This is a genomic window from Candidatus Delongbacteria bacterium, assembly GCA_041675285.1.
GTDB lineage: Bacteria > CAIWAD01 > CAIWAD01 > CAIWAD01 > CAIWAD01 > CAIWAD01.
The window spans coordinates 212486-227464 of sequence record JBAYTZ010000005.1 but is presented as its reverse complement, the minus strand read 5'-3'; the positions used below and the strand labels follow the sequence as shown (position 1 = coordinate 227464).

Sequence of the window (14979 nt, the reverse complement as noted above, 5' to 3'; positions counted from 1 at the left end):
TGGCAGAGACCGACGCCGGTGGTTCAAGGTCGGTGGAGGGCCAGCGCGTGCAGCTGCTCGCGCCCGCCGCCGGACAGACGGACCAGGTAGAGTCCGGTTTCCAGCACCCGGCCAGCTTCGTCGCGGCCATCCCAGACCAGCCGGGTCGCCCGGACCGGGAAGCGGGCCCGCAGCCGGCCCTCCAAGGTCCAGATCTCGCAGGTCCAGGCAGCGGGAATCCGCGGGCCGGCTTCGACCACCCAACAGCCCTCCGGCCCGTCCCCCGGGCAGAGCCGGGCGCTCGAGACCCACCAGTCCGCCGGTGCCTGGGGCGGCGCGGGCCAGTCCGCCGGTGTGCAGCCGGGCTGCAGGCCCGGGGCGGCGCGCCAGTTGCCCGGGTCGTCGCCGGCGCGGGCGGGATCCAGCCGGCGCCAGGGCCAGGCCTCCGCCCCGGGTGGCGGCCAAGCCGCGCCGTCCAGCGGCTGTCCCGCCGGTCCCGTCAACTCCACTCCCGCCGCCAGCCCCAAACTGAGGGAGCGTCCGTCCACCGGCGGATCCGGACAGACGGGCGGCTGCGCGCCCAGCAACAGGCGTCCGCCGGCGGGCAGTTCGCCGCTCAGGGTCAGGGCGAAGGAGCGTCCCGTCAGGCGCAGCCCGTCCAGTCGACAAGGACACCCGCCGGAGCGCAACTGCAGCCAGTCCGTCCCGCCGGGCTGCAGGGCTTCGATGAACAGCTCGCCCGGCGCGGGCGTGCGCCAACCCAGCGTGTCCAGCAGCAGCTGGACCTCGTCCGTCCCGGGCCGGGCCTCCAGCCGCAGCGGGTTCTGTCCGGGCAGCGGCAGGTTCGGCCACGGAATGCGCCGGACGGCGCCCGCTTCCAGCTCCAGCGGCAGCTCCAGGCTGTCGAGACAGGGCGCCACCCCGGCCCGGATGTCCAGCCGGCCGTGGAAGCCCAACCGGCCGCTGGCCTCCAGGTCCAGGCCGGCGGCGTCCAGAGCGCGGATCTGCAGTTCGTCGTCGCGCCGGCGCACGCTGTTGGGCCGGCCGGGCGTGCCCCCGTCCATGCGGGATTCGTGCCAGCAGTCCGGGCAGTCCCGGCCGGACTCCCGCCGCTCCAGGCTGCGGCCCTCGGGCAGTTCGGGCCGGGTCCAGACCCGGTCCACGAGGGAGCCCGCCGCGTCCAGCAGCTGGAGTTCCTCCGGGCTGGAATTGGAGAGGCCCCCCGAGCCCAGCGCGCCGTCCGGCACGCCCAGCAGCAGCGTGCCCGGTGGCAACTCGCCCAGATAGGCGCCCTGGTGGCCGGAATCGAGGATCAAGGCCAGCGCGCCCGGCGCCAGCAGCAGGGAGCCGCCCGCCCAGGGCCGCAACTCGTCGCTGGCCGTGCCGTCCCCGACGCGCCAGCCCGTCAGGTCCACGGCCAGGCTGTCGTCCTGCCACAGCTCGATGAACTCGTCCTCGTACTCCGAACCGGCCGGATTGGCCAGCACTTCGTTCAGGCAGAGCGCCCGGGCCGGAGCGGCGGCCAGGAGCCCCAGCAGCCAAGCCAGATGTCGCATGGTTCCTCCCCGTCATGGAAGGCGCCAAACGAGCCGGGAGGCTATTGGGATGCGGGAAAGGGCGGGATTCGGCCGATTTCGTTGGCACCTGTCCGGCGTGCGGGACAACGGGCCGGCCCCGATCTTTCAGGAGGGCAAGGTGTCCAGCGGCAGACGCTCGTCAGCGGGCTGGACGGCTTCCAGGTCCAGCATGCTCAGGCCGCCGGGATACTCCGTGGTGGCGTGGCGGCGCACCGTGGCCAGCAGGCTGAGGACGCGTCCCAGCCGCCGCACCTGCTGCAGGATGATCGCCAGCTTGGCCGAGACCTGGGGATCCTGGTCCCCCAGCTGGAGGGCCAGCAACTCGGCCTGGCCCGAGATGATCGTCAGGGGGTTGTTGATCTCGTGGTTCATGGCGGCCACCAGATCCGCCACGGCCTTGATGCGCTCGCTCTCCACCAGCCGGGCTTGCATCTCGCGCAACCGGGCGTTGCGCTCGCTCAGTTCCTGGTTGCTGGCCTGCTGGCGGGCCACCAGGTCCAGGTTGTGCAGCAGGAGGGCGATCTGGTTGCCCAGGATCTGCAGCAGGTCCGCCTCCACGTCCAGGAAGGCGTCCGGTCGCGAATGGCCGAAATTCAGCACGCCCACCAACCGCTCGCCCACCACCAGCGGCAGGCCGATGAAGGAGCGCAGGTCGTGCTGCTCGTGGCCCGTGCGCCGGCGCAGGTTGGGGATCACCACGGGCTTGCGCTGTTTGGCGATCCAGGCGGAGAGGCCGAAGCCCATGTCGAAGCGCACCACGTCGATCAGGTCGATGGCGTTCTCGCCCACGCGGTCGCGGCAGACCAGCCGTCCGCCCGGCGCGTCCACCTGGTAGAGCGTGGCGCTCTCGTAGGGAACCACCCGGCGCAGCAACTGGAACAGGGGGGCCAGCGAATCGGTGCCTGAGAGCGAGTCCTGCAGCAGCGATGACATCTCGAGCAGCACCTCGAGACCCTCCCCGGCCGGGCCGGGACCGCGCCGCTCCAGGGGTTCAGGCATTGCTGATCCGTCCAGCCTGCTCGCGCAGCTCCAGGTGCAGACGCACTTCGTCCACCCCCAGGTTCAGCTCCTCGGCGATCTCCACGATGGATTTCTTCTGATCCGCCAAGTCATAGACCTGCTCCTCCAGCGAGACCCGGCCCGAAGTGCGGCCGCCCGACTCGCCGCTGGCCGGGAAGGCGAAGGGCTCCTCCTCCGGCGACTCGCCGTGGTCCTTGTGCAGCACCTGGTCCAGCTCCTCGCGGACCCGCCGGGCCACCTCGCTGTAATCGCGCTCCTCCTGAATGGCGAACCCACCACCGGCTCGGCGGGGCGAGTCCTCGCTCAGGATCCGCACGCGGTCCAGTTCCTGCTGCCGGCGCCGGCGGCGCCACTCCAGCACCAGGAAAGCCAACAGGCCGGCGCAGAGCCCCAGCGAGCCGGCCACGGCCAGCGAGAAGGCCGACCGGCCGCCCGTGCCCGGGGCGGCTTCGGCCTTGGCGTAAAGATCCTTCGTGCTGAGACCGGCCCCGTGCCGGAGCACGCCGATGAAGTAGGCCAGGTCCTCTTCGGAGATGTCGCCGCCGGGCACCACGCCCTTGGCGTCCGGCGGGTGCAGGCGCGCCTGGACGGACTCCAGCAGGGATTTCCACTCCGGCTGGCCGGCCAGCGGCTCCAACAGGCGCTCGGCCCGGTATTGGTCGCCCTTGCTCAAGTAGGCCTGGGCCAACAGGAAGCGTGTCCAGGCGTGGGACGGGGCCTGGCTGGCCACCTGCTCCAGATAGGCCATGGCGCCCGCGCTGTCCCCCAGCTGGAGCAGCAGTTCGCCCACCAGGACCCGGCGCCGCTCGTCGGCCTTCAGGCCCTCGAGCCGGCTCTCGCCCGTCCCGCCCGCCAGCGCGCCCGGCTTGACCTCCGCCGGCTTGGGCGGAGCGGCGGTCTTGCCGTGGGCGGCCGCGGGCGGCGCGGCCGGTTTCGCCGCGGGCTTGACCGCGGGCTTGGCTGCGGACTTGGCCGCCGCCTTCCCAACAGCCGGCGGGGCGGAGACGTGTTCAGCCTTGGCCGCCGGTGGCGCGGCCGGCTTGCCCACGGCGGCCTTGGGCTTGGCCGCGGCGCCCGCCGGGTAGAAGTCGAGCGCCACCTTGTAGGGCTGCTCGTCCACGGACATGTGCTTCACGCGGGCCATGTTCTGGACCTGGATGCGCCAGGTCAGCGAGGTGGAGGTCTTGCGCAGCTGGCGCGCGCTCAGCACGCCGCCTTCGTCGATGGCGATCTCCTCGGCCATGCGCCGGGTCAGGTCGCCCTGGAGGATCACATCTACGTAGCCCTCGGAGAGCCGCTCGGAGACGCGGTACTCGGCGGGCGCGGAGAGGTCGAAGACCACGCGCACGAAGGCGTCGTGGCGGAACCAGCGGATGCCCTCGAGCCAGGCCGCGTGGGCGGGCAGCAGCAGCAGGGCCACCAGCGGGATCAGGAGCTTGGTCATGCGCGCTCTTCCTCTTCTTCGGCGGCCGCTCCGGCCTCCTCCCCCTGCGCTCCGGCGCTCAGGTCCAGCATGTCCGTCTCGCCCAGGTAGCGCACGCGGCGGACTTCGCTGACCTGCTCCAGGCGGTGGGCCACCTCCTCGATCTGGCGCGCGCTGCGCTCGGCCAGGTCGATGCGCTGCAGCAGCTGGGGGTTGGCCGACTCGCCCAACTCCCGGCGCAGGAGGAACAGGTTGCCCACGATGGCCGTGAGGGGATTGTTGATCTCGTGGTTGACGGTGACCGCGGCCAGCATCACGGCCTTCAGGGTCTCCGCCTCCCGGGCCTTCTCCTCCAGGCGCCGCCGCTCGGTCAGGTCGCGCAGGATGATCAGGCAGGTGGCCTCGCTGGGGTGGGTGGGCGCCAGCGGGCTCAGCGAGAGCTGCGCCGCCGCCGGCTCCATCTCCAGCGCCGGGTTGAGCAGATCCAGCTCCAGCAGGCCGCGCTCGCGGCGCCGGATCGCTTCTTCCAGCCGTCCGCGCTGCTCGTCGTCCAGCACGAACTCCGGCAGGCAGCGGCCCACCAGGCGTTCGCGGGATTCCCCCAGCCAGTGGGTCTGGGCGTTGGCGTAGGTGATGCGGCCCTCGTCGTCCACCAGCAGGATCAGGTCCCCCGCGCTGTCGATCATGTCCTGCAGCTGGCGCCGGCTGTCCTCCAGGTGGGCCACCAGCCGCGCGTTCTCCAGCGCCATGGCCGCCTGGCCGGCGGCGAAGGAGACCAGGTCGAGCTGCTGGTTGGTCAGCTCCTCCTCCAGCTGCAGCGAGCGGATCAGCAGCACGCCGATGCCCTGGCTCATCACGATCAGGGGCACCAGCAGGTCACTCTGCTCCGTGGTGGCGTCGTCCAGGCGCGGCACGGAGATCGGGCGCTGCTCCTGCAGCACCCAGGCGGTCACGCCGTCCTCCTGCAGGGCGTAGAGCGTGTCGCGCACGCCCAAGCTGGGATCGCCCACGGGCAGCAGGTCCTCGCCCTCCAGCAGAAAGAGCCCCAGCTCCGGCCCGGGCAGCACGTGGCCCAGGATGCTCTCCAGCCCCTGGAGGATCTCCTCGGGCGCGCTGGTGCTGCGGATGATCCGCGCCAGGGCCTGGATCTCGCGCAGTTCGTCCAGGCTGGCGCGCAGCTGGCGCGCCTTCTCCTCCATCCGGCGGAAGTCCTCCGCCAGATCGCCGGCGGGCAGGCTGTCGGGAGCGGGCGTCATGGGGTGGACTCCTGCGGCTGGCGGCCCAGGACCAGGTCGCGAAAGGCCTCGGCCCGCTGCAACTCGGCCTGGAAGCGTTCCAGGTACCAGACCAGATCCGGCTCGCCGCGCGCGTTGCGGCGCAGGCCCAGCACGTCGGACACCCCGCCCTCGATGGGGCGCAGGCGGCCCTCCATGTGCGGGTTGCGGCTGCTGCGCAGGGCCATGTACTCGGCCACGTGCAGGATGCAGGTCAGCGGATCGCGCTCTTCCTGGAAGAGCGGGGCGTGGTGCCAGGTGATCGCCTCGCAGAGCGCCTCGGGCAAGTTCCAGTGCCGGCAGAGCAGGCCGCCGATCTCGGCGTGGCCCATCCCCAGCACCTCGTGCTCGATCTGCCAGATGCCCTGCTCGCCCTGCTCCACCAGCCCCTGCACCTTGATGAACTCGTCGGGCAGGTAGCGCGCCACCACCAGCCGGCCGATGTCGTGCAGCAGGCCGGCCACGAAGGCCTCGCCGGCGGAGCGGCTCGGGCTCAGGCGCTGGAGCATGCGCGCGGCCACGGCCGTGGAGACGCTGTGCTCCCAGAAGTCGCCCAGCAGGTCGTTGCCTTCGTAGTTCAGGCTGACGCGCTCCACCAGGCTGGCGGAGACGGCCAGGTCGCGGACGGTGTTGAAGCCCAGCACGACGATGGCCAGGTTGATGGTGCCGATGCGCTTGGGGAAGCCGTAGTAGGCGCTGTTGGCCATCTTGAGCATGCGGGCGGTCAGGCCGGGGTCGGAGGAGATCAAGCGGGCCAGGGTGGCGGCGTTGGTGCGCGGGTTGTCCACCAGTTCGATGATCTTGGCCACCACCGTGGGCAGAGTGGGCAGGTCGTGGATCCCCTGGGCGATCCGCCGGATGCGGGTGCTGTTGGCGTGAACCGACATCAGACTTTCACATCCAGCCTGTGCCCCGCGGGGGGCGCCTCGTCCGGCGGGGCCTGCGCCGCCAGACCATGAATCTCCACCCGGTCCTCCGGCAGCCGGGCCGGGGCCTCGTCCTCCTGCGCGTGCGGCCCGGACGCGGCCGGACCTTCCTCCACCTGGCGGGCCAGCTCGCGCGGGAAGTCCTCCCCGCCCTCGTGCTCGCCGGACTCCTCCAGCCAATCCCGGGGCTGATCCCGCCGCAGACCGGCCCGGACGCGGGTGCGGGGCCCGCTGTCGATGGGTGAGACGCGCCGCTCCGGCTCGGGTCCGCGGATCAGGTTCATCTTACATGCTGATCAGTCGTTTGATGTGCGTCTTCATGCTGAGGATGATCTTGGTGTGGATCTGCGAGACCCGGCTCTCCGAGATGTCCAGCACCTTGCCGATCTCCTTGAGCGTCAGTTCCTCGTAGTAGTAGAGCGCGATGACCAGCTTGTCCTGCTCGGGCAGGCGGTTGATCAGCTCCACCAGCAGGTTGCGGATCTCCTTGCGCTCCATCATGTCCAGCGGGTTGTCGTTGCCCGCGTCCGCCACCAGGTCGTAGAGGCTGCTGCTGGAGTCGCCGTCGTTGCCCAGCGGCCGGTCGAAGGAGAGCAGCGTGGTGGCGTTCACGTCGTCCACCAGCTTGTGATACTCGCTGAGCGTCAAGTCCAGCCGGCCGGAGATCTCCTCGTCGGTGGGGATCCGGCCCAGCTCGTTCTCCAGCGCCGTGATGGTGCTCTCCAGCAGCTTCTCCTTGGAGCGGATGGAGCGCGGCACCCAGTCGAAGTCGCGCAATCCGTCCAGGATGGCGCCGCGGATGCGCGGGATGGCGTAGGTCTCGAATTTGAAGCCCAGCTCGGGGTTGAAATTCTCCACCGAGTTGATGAGCCCCATGATCCCCGAACCCACCAGGTCGTCCAGGTGGACGGAGTGGGGCAGGGACATCTTCATGCGGCTGGCCACCTGCTTCACCACCGGCAGGTAGGCCACCAGCAGGGCCTCCTTGGCCTTGGGGCTCGGGTCCTGGCGAAACGCGTCCCACAGCTGATCGGCCTGCACGCCCATCCTGGTATTCCTTCGCAATCGGATCCGGCGGGGATCCGGCCTTCACGGGGTGAGCCCGCGCTACTTGGTCGTCTCCGAATCGCCGCGGACGCGATGATCGCCGTCCACCACTTCCAGCAGATCGTTCATCTGCTCGGCCGCCTGCTCGCGCTTGATCCGGCGCTCCTGCAGCAGGCGTTCCTCCTGCTCCTTGGCCCGGTTGAGGTTGGCGTGCAGGTCGTGCTCGCGCTGCTGATAAAGGTGGTACTTCCAGCCCACCCGGACGGCGCCGCCCAGCAGGCTGACCACCAGCCAGACGAAGAAGGCGCGGTAGACAGCCGTCCAAAGCGGCAGCTCGGCGCCCAGTCCCATCAGGAACACACCCAGGAAGACCAGCACGCTCACCTTGGTGAAGATCTGGTCTCCCGCCGTGCCTTTGGCCGACTTGCCCTGGCTCATGGGCGGACCTCCACGCGCTGCAATCCCACCTCGCGCGGCGTGTTTGGATCACGTTGCCAGTCCGGTTCGCGGACGGGAGACCGCGGCAGGCCCAGATCGGCCAGGCGCAGCAACTGGCGGGCCGTCTGGCGCAGCTGACGGGAGCCCGGGTGGTTGGGATACATCCGCGTGAAGGGCCGGCCCTCCTCGTGGGAGCGCTGGATCTCTGCGGCCTCGGGCAGGCAGCCCAGATCCCGCGCGGGCAGGCCGTGGTGGCGCTCCAGCCGGCGCAGGAAGCGCTGGGCCTGGGTCTGCCAGTTGAAGGGTCCGCCCATCCGGGTGTGCAGAACGTGCAGGGGCCGCCCGGGCCAGTGCCGCAGGACGTGGCCCGCCAGCAGCAGGCTGCGTGTGTCCAGGCCCGGCCGGCCGTCCACCAGCAGCACCACTTCGTCCGCCGCGCGGTACCAGGGATTGCCCTTGACGTGCAGGCCCGTGAAGCGGTCCACCAGGATGAAGTCCGCCTCGCGCGCCAGCAGGGGCAGCAGGCCGGGCAACTCGCGCTCGTCGCAGAGCTCCAGGGGCAGGAAGTCCGGCCCGCTCTCCTGGGGCAGCAGCCAGGCCGACCCCAGCGCCTGGGCGGGCAGCGGACTCAGGGGCGGATTGCCCAGCCCCGCCAGGCTGGCCACCAGCACGACGCTGCGCTCCAGCCCGCAGAGGGCGTCCGCCAGGGCCAGGGCCACGGTGCTGGCCCCCAGGCCCGCCGGCAGTCCCGCCAGCAACAGAATGCGCCCCATGCCCATGCCGGCTCCGCTCCTGGTTGTCCTGTCCTACGCCAGTTCCCGCGCGCCGGCGACCAGCGCCTGCAGGCGCCGCAGGCCCGCGGCCTTCTCGTCGTCCACCCGCCCCAGAGTGTCGGGTTTCAGCAGCCAACCTGCCAGCAGCCGGCCGGTGGGGCGGACCAGATCGTCGGGGATCCGCGGCCCCGTGCCCACCCAGGACAGGGGCAGGCCGGCCTGCTCGGCCAAGTCCACCACGCCGCCCAGGCCCGTGGCCTCGTCCAGCTTGGTCACCAGCAGGCGGTCGGCCCCGGCGCTCTTCCAGGGCTGGACCGAGGCCAGCTGGTCCTCCAGCCGCATGGATGCCGGCACCACCACGTGGATGTGGCGCGGCTTGAGCTCCTTCAGGAAGGCCCGCAGCCGTTCCAGGCCCAGCCGCTCGCGCGGACCCGTGCCTGGCGTGTCCACCAGGATCAGGTCGCAGCCCGCCAGGCGCTCCAGGGCCGCGCCCAGCTCGGAGGGCCGGTAGACGCTCTCCAGCGGCGCGTGCAGGATGGCCGCCAGCCGGCGGATCTGCTCCACGGCCGTGACGCGCTTGGTGTCCAGGTTGAGGATCCCGGCCCGCTGCTGGCCCATCCCGCGGTTGAGCAGAAGCTTGGCCAGCGCCGTGGTCTTGCCCACGCCCGTGGGACCCACCAGCACCTCAACCCGCCGGGGGCCGGCGCTGTCGCCCGCGGCGCAGGGCAGGCGCCGGGCCAGGGCCGCCAGCAGTGAATTCTCCAGCTCTGCGCCGTCCACGTCGGCCACCTCGTCCAGCAGCGCGCAGGCGCTGGGGCGCGAGAGTCCGCGGCCGCAGAGCGTGCGCAGGGCCTGCTCGTGCCCGGCGCTCCAGGCGCGGTGCTGGCCGTAGCGGTTGGACAGGCTGTGGTCCTTCAGGCTGCGGCGCAGCTCCAGCAGCTCCTGGCGCAGCTCGCCCAGTTCCTCGGCCTGGACCGCCCGCCCTGCCGGCGGGGCGCTCTCCGGCCGCGGCGGCGCGGCGGCGGGGGCGGCCGCCACGGGGGCCGGCAGCGCAGGCGCGCCGGCCGGTTCCAGCGGCTGGCCGTCCCGCCCGATGCGGGGCGGATTCCAGGCGCGGGGCTGGCCCGTGCGGGCGGCGGGACGGCCGCGGGTCAGGGGCGGATGGGGCAGGGCGGCCACGACTTCCACCGTGTGCCCGGCGGGCAGGCGGGAGGGATCCTCGGCCCGGCGGCTGGTGAGGATGATCGCCTCCTCCCCCAGCTCCTGTTTGACCTGGCTCAACGCTTCCACCAGGTTCGCTCCGGTGAAGGTCTGGATCTGCATCCCGCCTCCCGTCTACCCGGCCCGCTGCGCGGCCAGGGGTTCGTAGTTGATGTCGTCCATGGTGATGATGCCGCGCTGCCAGCAGTCCAGGAAGAGCTCCACCAGCGCGGGATCGAACAGTTCGCCGGAGCTTTCCTTCAGGTAGTCCAGAATGCGCTCGATGCCCATGCCCTTGCGGTAGATGCGGTCGCTGGCCATGGCGTGGAAGGTGTCGGCGATGGTGAGGATCCGCACCTTGAGTGGGATCTCGTCGCCCCGCAGGCCGTCGGGGTAGCCGCCGCCGTTCCACTGCTCGTGGTGGTGGCGCACGTAGGGCACCAACGGCTGGAGGTGCGGCGCGCGGCGCAGGATCTCCGCCCCCACCAGCGGGTGCGTCTTGATGTGGTCGTACTCTTCGGGGGTCAAGCGGCCGGGCTTGTTCAGCACGGCGTCGCGGATCCCGATCTTGCCCAGGTCGTGCATCAGCCCGCCCAGGCGGATCTCCTCGAGCTCCTCGCCCAGATGGATCCCGGCCCGCCGCCCCAGCTTGACGGCGATGCCGCCCACCTGGGCCGAGTGGCCGTGCGTGTAGTGGTCCTTCTCGTCGATGGCCTTGGAGAGCACCTGGATGGTCTCGATGTGCATGCGGCGCATGCTGGTGAACAGCAGCGAGTTCTGCAGGGCCGAGGCCACGCTGCTGGAGAGCAGCATCACGTTCTGGACCTCGCGCTCCAAGAGATCCCGCCCCGCCAGCCGGATCACGCCCAAGAGGCCCATCGCCCCCTGGTTGTCGGTCATGGGCACCCAGATCCGGTGCGCCAGCTCGCCCTCGGGCATCACGCCGGCCTCCAGCGCCCGCAGGTTGGGCGTCTCGGTCTGGTAGTGGAAGGCCGGGTCCTGGATCCGCCGCACCCGGGCGCGGATCACCTCCAGCAGGCGGGCCAGCAGTTCGGGGGAGGGCGCGCGCTGGCCGCAGATGTCCAGGTGCAACCGATCCAGGCTGCGCTCCAGCATTACGACGATGGTGTAGTCGCAGGGCAAGAGGCCCGCCACGCCGGCGTGGATCTCCTGCAGCGTGTCCTCCATGTCCAGGCTGGCGTTGAGCCGGCGGCCGATCTCCGCCAGCTTCTGGGTGGAGCGCATCTGGCGCGTGGCCACCTGGAACAGGTGGGCGTTCTCCAGCGCGATGGTCACGTGGCTGGCCATGATCCGCAGCAGTTCGAGCTGCTGCTCGTCGAAGCCCGGCTCCGTGGGCGCGCGGCCCAGCAGGATCGAGCCCCGGGACTGGGCGTCCACCAGCAGCGGCAGGCAGACCACCCAGCGGCCGTCCAGCCGGCGCTGCACGCAATCCCCGCGGGTGGCCGCCTCCAGGGCCAGCACGGCCTCCGAGTCGTCGAGCTCGTCGGGCTGGGCGCGGTTGAAACTGCGCCAGAGCAGGTCCTCGTCCTCGTCGCCGGCAGCCCGGTACTGGACCGTGATCTCCTCCACGCCGAACACGCGCGTGATCAGGTCGGCGATGCGCGAGGGCAGGTCGCTCATGTGCAGGTTGGAGGTGATGACCTGGCTCAGGTCGCGCAGGGCCACCTCGGCCCGCAGGCGGTCGCGCTCCTGGCGCAGGCGGCGGTGCTCCTCCACGCGCTGGAAGACGCCCAGCGCCGTCTGGAGGTCCAGGGGCTTCTCGATGTAGTCCGCCGCCCCCAGCCGCATGGCCTCCACGGCCGTCTTCACCGAGGACATGCCGGTCATCATCACCACGTCGATCTGCGGCCAGCGCTGACGAATCTCCCCCAGCAGGACGTGCCCGTCCAGGCAGGGCATGTTGCGGTCCGTCAGCACCACGTCCACGGTCTGCCGCCGCAGGAATTCCAGCGCCTCGGCCCCGCCGCCGGCCGTGTCGGCCCGCGCGCCCTGGTCGTGCAGGAAGGCGTCCAGCAGCCGCAGCATGGCCGGGTCGTCGTCCACCACCAGCCAGTGCGCACGCAGTGTTCCATTCCGGTCCATGGAGGAGTCCCCTTCATTCCATGGACGCTGCCCCGGCCGCTGCGCTCTCATGCCATCTGCTCCCGCAAGCCCGGCTCCGGCCCGCGCAGACGCTTGGCCAGACCCACCTGGGCCGTGGATTCCAGTTCCACGTCCATGCTGAGCTCGCTGTAGGCCACCACCAGCAGGTCCGGCAGCGGACCCTCGAGCAGGCGGCGCAGATAGGAGCGGATTTCCGGCCGGGTCACCACCACGGGCGTGCGCCCCTCGCCCTGCAGGCGGTCGCGGGCCTGGCGCAGCTGAGTGATGACCTGGGCGAATTCCTCTGGAGACAGACTGCCGGCGCGCGTCCCGTCCCGTTCCCGCGCCAAAGCTGTCTCTAAATCGGGTTCCAGAGTGACCGCCTTTATCCGGCTGTACTCTCCTTTGAGAATGGTGCTGATGGTCGAAGAGAGCGCGAAGCGGGCGTATTCCGCCAGAATCTCGGGATCCTTGCTTTGCTCCGCCGTGTCGCTCAGGCTCTCCAGGATGGTGGCCAGGTCGCGGATGGGCACGCTCTCGCGCAACAATTTCTGCAGGACCTTGTGGATCTGGCCCAGGTTGAGCTGGGCGGGGACCAGCTCCTCCACCAGCGCGGCGTGCTCGGGCTTCAGGTTCTCCAGCAGCTTCTTCACGTCCTGGCGGCTGAGGATCCGCCCGGCGTGGCGCTTGACCAGCACGTCCAGGTGGGTGGCCAGCACGGCGGCGGGTTCCACCAGGGCGCAGCCCAGCCGCTCGGCCTCGCGCAGGTTGGATTCCCGCACCCAGAGCGCGGGCATGCCGAAGGTGGGATCCGTGGTGGGCACGCCGGGCAGCGCCTGGGTGGCGTCCTTGACCTGGGCCCCGATGGCCAGGCGCCAGCCGGGCCGCAGCTCGGACTGCCCCACCACGATGCCGCGAATCCGGATGCGGTACTGCTCGGGCAGCAGGCTGATGTCGTCGCGGATGCGCACCGGGGGCAGGACCAGGCCCAGGTCGGCGGCCACCTGCTTGCGCAGGCGCTTGATCCGGGCCAGCAGGTCGCCGCCGGCGGTGGTGTCCACCAGCGGGATCAGTCCGTAGCCCAGCTCGATCTCCAGCGTGTCCAGGGCCAGGTAGTCCTCGATGCGCTCCTCCACCGGGCGGGCCAGCTCCACCTCCTTGACCTCCACCTCGGCCAGCCGGGTCTTTTTCAGTTTCCAGGCCAGACCCGCGCTGCCCGCGGCGAGCAGCAGGAAGGGCACGGCGGGCAGGCCGGGCACGATGGCGAACACCGCCAGCAGCACGGAGGCCACCTTGAGTGGGCGCTCCTGCAGCACCAGCTGGGTGGCCACGTCCTGGCTGAACTGGGTGCGCGCTCCGGCCCGGGTGACGATGATGCCCGCCGAGGCCGAGACGATCAGCGCCGGGATCTGGTTGACCAGGCCGTCGCCGATGGTCAGCAGGCTGAAGGTCGTGGCGCTCTCGGCCAGCCCCATCTTCAATTGCAGGGTGCCCACGGCGATCCCGCCCACGAGGTTGATGGCCGTGATCAGCAGGCCGGCCACGGCGTCCCCGCGCACGAACTTGCTGGCGCCGTCCATGGCCCCGTAGAAGTCCGCCTCGCGGCTGATGGTCTCCCGGCGGCGGCGGGCCTCCTTCTCGTCGATCAGCCCGTTGTTGAGTTCGGCGTCGATGGCCATCTGCTTGCCCGGCATGGCGTCCAGCGTGAAGCGGGCCGCCACCTCGGCCACGCGGCCGGCGCCCTTGGTGATGACGATGAAGTTGATCAGCACCAGGATCAGGAAGACGATGAAGCCCACCACCAGGTTGTTGCCGGTGACGAAGTGCCCAAAGGCCTCGATCACACGGCCGCCGTAGCCCTGGCCCAGGATCAGGCGCGTGGAGGCCACGTTCATGGAGAGGCGGAACAGGGTGAGGATCAGCAGCAGGCCGGGGAAAATGCTGAACTCCAGCGGCTCCATCGTGTAGAGCGAGACCAGCAGGATCATCAGCGAGAGCATGATGTTCAAGGCCAGCAAAAGGTCCAGGAACATGGCCGGCAGCGGCAGGACCATCATCACCACGATGCCCACCACGCCGAAAGCCAGCAGCAGGTCGCTGCGCCGCATGAGCAGGCTCTGGCCGCCCGGGGTCGCGCTCATGCGCTCCTCCGCTTCAGCCGGTAGACGAAGGCCAGCAGCTCGGCCACGGCGCGGTAGAGCTCACCCGGCACTTCGGCGCCCACGGCGCAGGCCTTGAAGAGCGAGCGCGCCAGCGGCTTGTCCTCGATCACCGGGATGCCGTGCTCGCGGGCGATGTCCTTGATGCGCTGGGCCACCAACCGGCGGCCCTTGGCGATCACGCGCGGGGCGCGCATCTGCGCCGGGTCGTACTGCAGGGCCACGGCCAGGTGGATCGGGTTGGCCACCACCACGTCCGCCCGGGGCAGGTCGCGGATCATCCGGTTGTAGGCCGATTCCAGCTGGATGCCGCGCTGGCGGCGCTTGAGCAGCGGATCGCCCTCGGACTGCTTCATCTCTTCGCGCACGTCCTGGACGCTCATCTTCAGCCGGCGGGAGAGGTCCCAGCGCTGAAAGGTCACGTCGGCGGCGGCCAGCACCAGCAGCAGGGCCAGCACCCAGCCGGTCATGCGCACCACGGCGCCCCCCAGCGCGGGCAGGAACTCGCTGGGATCGGCGAACACCAGGCCCCGCAGGGCGGGCAGTTCGCGCTGGATCACCAGCCAGGCCACGAAACCCACCAGGCCCACCTTGAGCAGGCTCTTGATCAGCTCGGTCAGGCTGCGCAGGGCGAACATCTGCTTGAGGCCGCTTAGCGGGCTGATCCGGCTCCAGTCCGGCGCCAGCGGCTTGCCCGTGAACACCAGCCCCACCTGGCCCACGTGCGCCAAGAGGGCCGCGCCGGCCAGGACCAGCAGCAGCGGCGCCAGCACCAGGATTGCCTGGCCGCCGGCCTCCTGCAGCAGGGCCGGCGTGTTCTCGAGGTTCAGGTCCAGCCGGGCGGGCAGGGTCAGGCGCGCGCCCAGGTACTGGCCCAGCTGCTCGCGCATCCAGCCCCCGAACAGCAGGAAGGAGCCCAGGGCGGCGCCCAGCACGGCGCTGGAAGCCAGCTCCAGTGAGCGGGCCACCTGGCCCTCACGCCGGGCGTCGTCCCGCCGTTTCGGCGTGGCGTCCTGGGTTTTTTCCTGGAGGGACTGCTCGTCGGCCATGACTGCCCTTC

The 14979-nt window shown here is 70.9% G+C and carries 13 protein-coding genes; all 13 read right to left on the bottom strand.

Annotated features, from left to right (window positions below; genetic code table 11):
* Positions 1 to 23 precede the first annotated feature (23 nt).
* Positions 24 to 1535 (bottom strand): lamin tail domain-containing protein, encoded by a 1512-nt coding sequence (locus tag WC326_07030; protein MFA7330810.1) that lies wholly within the window; start codon positions 1533 to 1535, stop codon positions 24 to 26.
* Positions 1536 to 1661: 126 nt separating this feature from the next.
* On the bottom strand, positions 1662 to 2555 hold the full coding sequence (locus WC326_07025; protein ID MFA7330809.1) for a GAF domain-containing protein: 894 nt from the start codon (positions 2553 to 2555) through the stop codon (positions 1662 to 1664).
* Entirely contained in the window at positions 2548 to 4020 is a 1473-nt protein-coding gene (locus WC326_07020) for a tetratricopeptide repeat protein (protein ID MFA7330808.1), read from the bottom strand. The genes WC326_07025 and WC326_07020 overlap by 8 nt, the downstream gene beginning before the upstream one ends.
* A complete protein-coding gene (locus WC326_07015) occupies positions 4017 to 5255 on the bottom strand; it encodes a PAS domain-containing protein (protein ID MFA7330807.1) in 1239 nt (412 codons plus the stop codon). Before WC326_07015 ends, WC326_07020 begins: the two co-directional genes overlap by 4 nt.
* Positions 5252 to 6160 (bottom strand): HDOD domain-containing protein, encoded by a 909-nt coding sequence (locus tag WC326_07010; protein ID MFA7330806.1) that lies wholly within the window; start codon positions 6158 to 6160, stop codon positions 5252 to 5254. The genes WC326_07015 and WC326_07010 overlap by 4 nt, the downstream gene beginning before the upstream one ends.
* Positions 6160 to 6483: a hypothetical protein gene (locus WC326_07005; protein MFA7330805.1), complete on the bottom strand. Its 324-nt coding sequence runs from the start codon at positions 6481 to 6483 to the stop codon at positions 6160 to 6162. Before WC326_07005 ends, WC326_07010 begins: the two co-directional genes overlap by 1 nt.
* Position 6484: 1 nt before the next feature.
* Positions 6485 to 7246 (bottom strand): FliA/WhiG family RNA polymerase sigma factor, encoded by a 762-nt coding sequence (locus WC326_07000; protein MFA7330804.1) that lies wholly within the window; start codon positions 7244 to 7246, stop codon positions 6485 to 6487.
* Positions 7247 to 7306: 60 nt separating this feature from the next.
* Positions 7307 to 7684: a hypothetical protein gene (locus tag WC326_06995; protein ID MFA7330803.1), complete on the bottom strand. Its 378-nt coding sequence runs from the start codon at positions 7682 to 7684 to the stop codon at positions 7307 to 7309.
* Positions 7681 to 8463 carry a hypothetical protein gene (locus WC326_06990; GenBank protein MFA7330802.1) on the bottom strand — a complete coding sequence of 261 codons (783 nt, stop codon included), beginning with the start codon at positions 8461 to 8463 and terminating at the stop codon, positions 7681 to 7683. Before WC326_06990 ends, WC326_06995 begins: the two co-directional genes overlap by 4 nt.
* A gap of 27 nt (positions 8464 to 8490) precedes the next feature.
* Entirely contained in the window at positions 8491 to 9780 is a 1290-nt protein-coding gene (locus tag WC326_06985) for a hypothetical protein (protein ID MFA7330801.1), read from the bottom strand.
* Between the two features lie 12 nt (positions 9781 to 9792).
* Positions 9793 to 11760 carry an HD domain-containing phosphohydrolase gene (locus tag WC326_06980; GenBank protein MFA7330800.1) on the bottom strand — a complete coding sequence of 656 codons (1968 nt, stop codon included), beginning with the start codon at positions 11758 to 11760 and terminating at the stop codon, positions 9793 to 9795.
* A gap of 47 nt (positions 11761 to 11807) precedes the next feature.
* Positions 11808 to 13901 carry a flagellar biosynthesis protein FlhA gene (gene flhA, locus WC326_06975; protein MFA7330799.1) on the bottom strand — a complete coding sequence of 698 codons (2094 nt, stop codon included), beginning with the start codon at positions 13899 to 13901 and terminating at the stop codon, positions 11808 to 11810.
* The gene (gene flhB / locus WC326_06970; protein MFA7330798.1) at positions 13898 to 14968 is read right to left on the bottom strand and encodes a flagellar biosynthesis protein FlhB; all 1071 of its coding nucleotides are present in this window, start codon (positions 14966 to 14968) and stop codon (positions 13898 to 13900) included. The genes flhA and flhB overlap by 4 nt, the downstream gene beginning before the upstream one ends.
* Positions 14969 to 14979 lie beyond the last annotated feature (11 nt).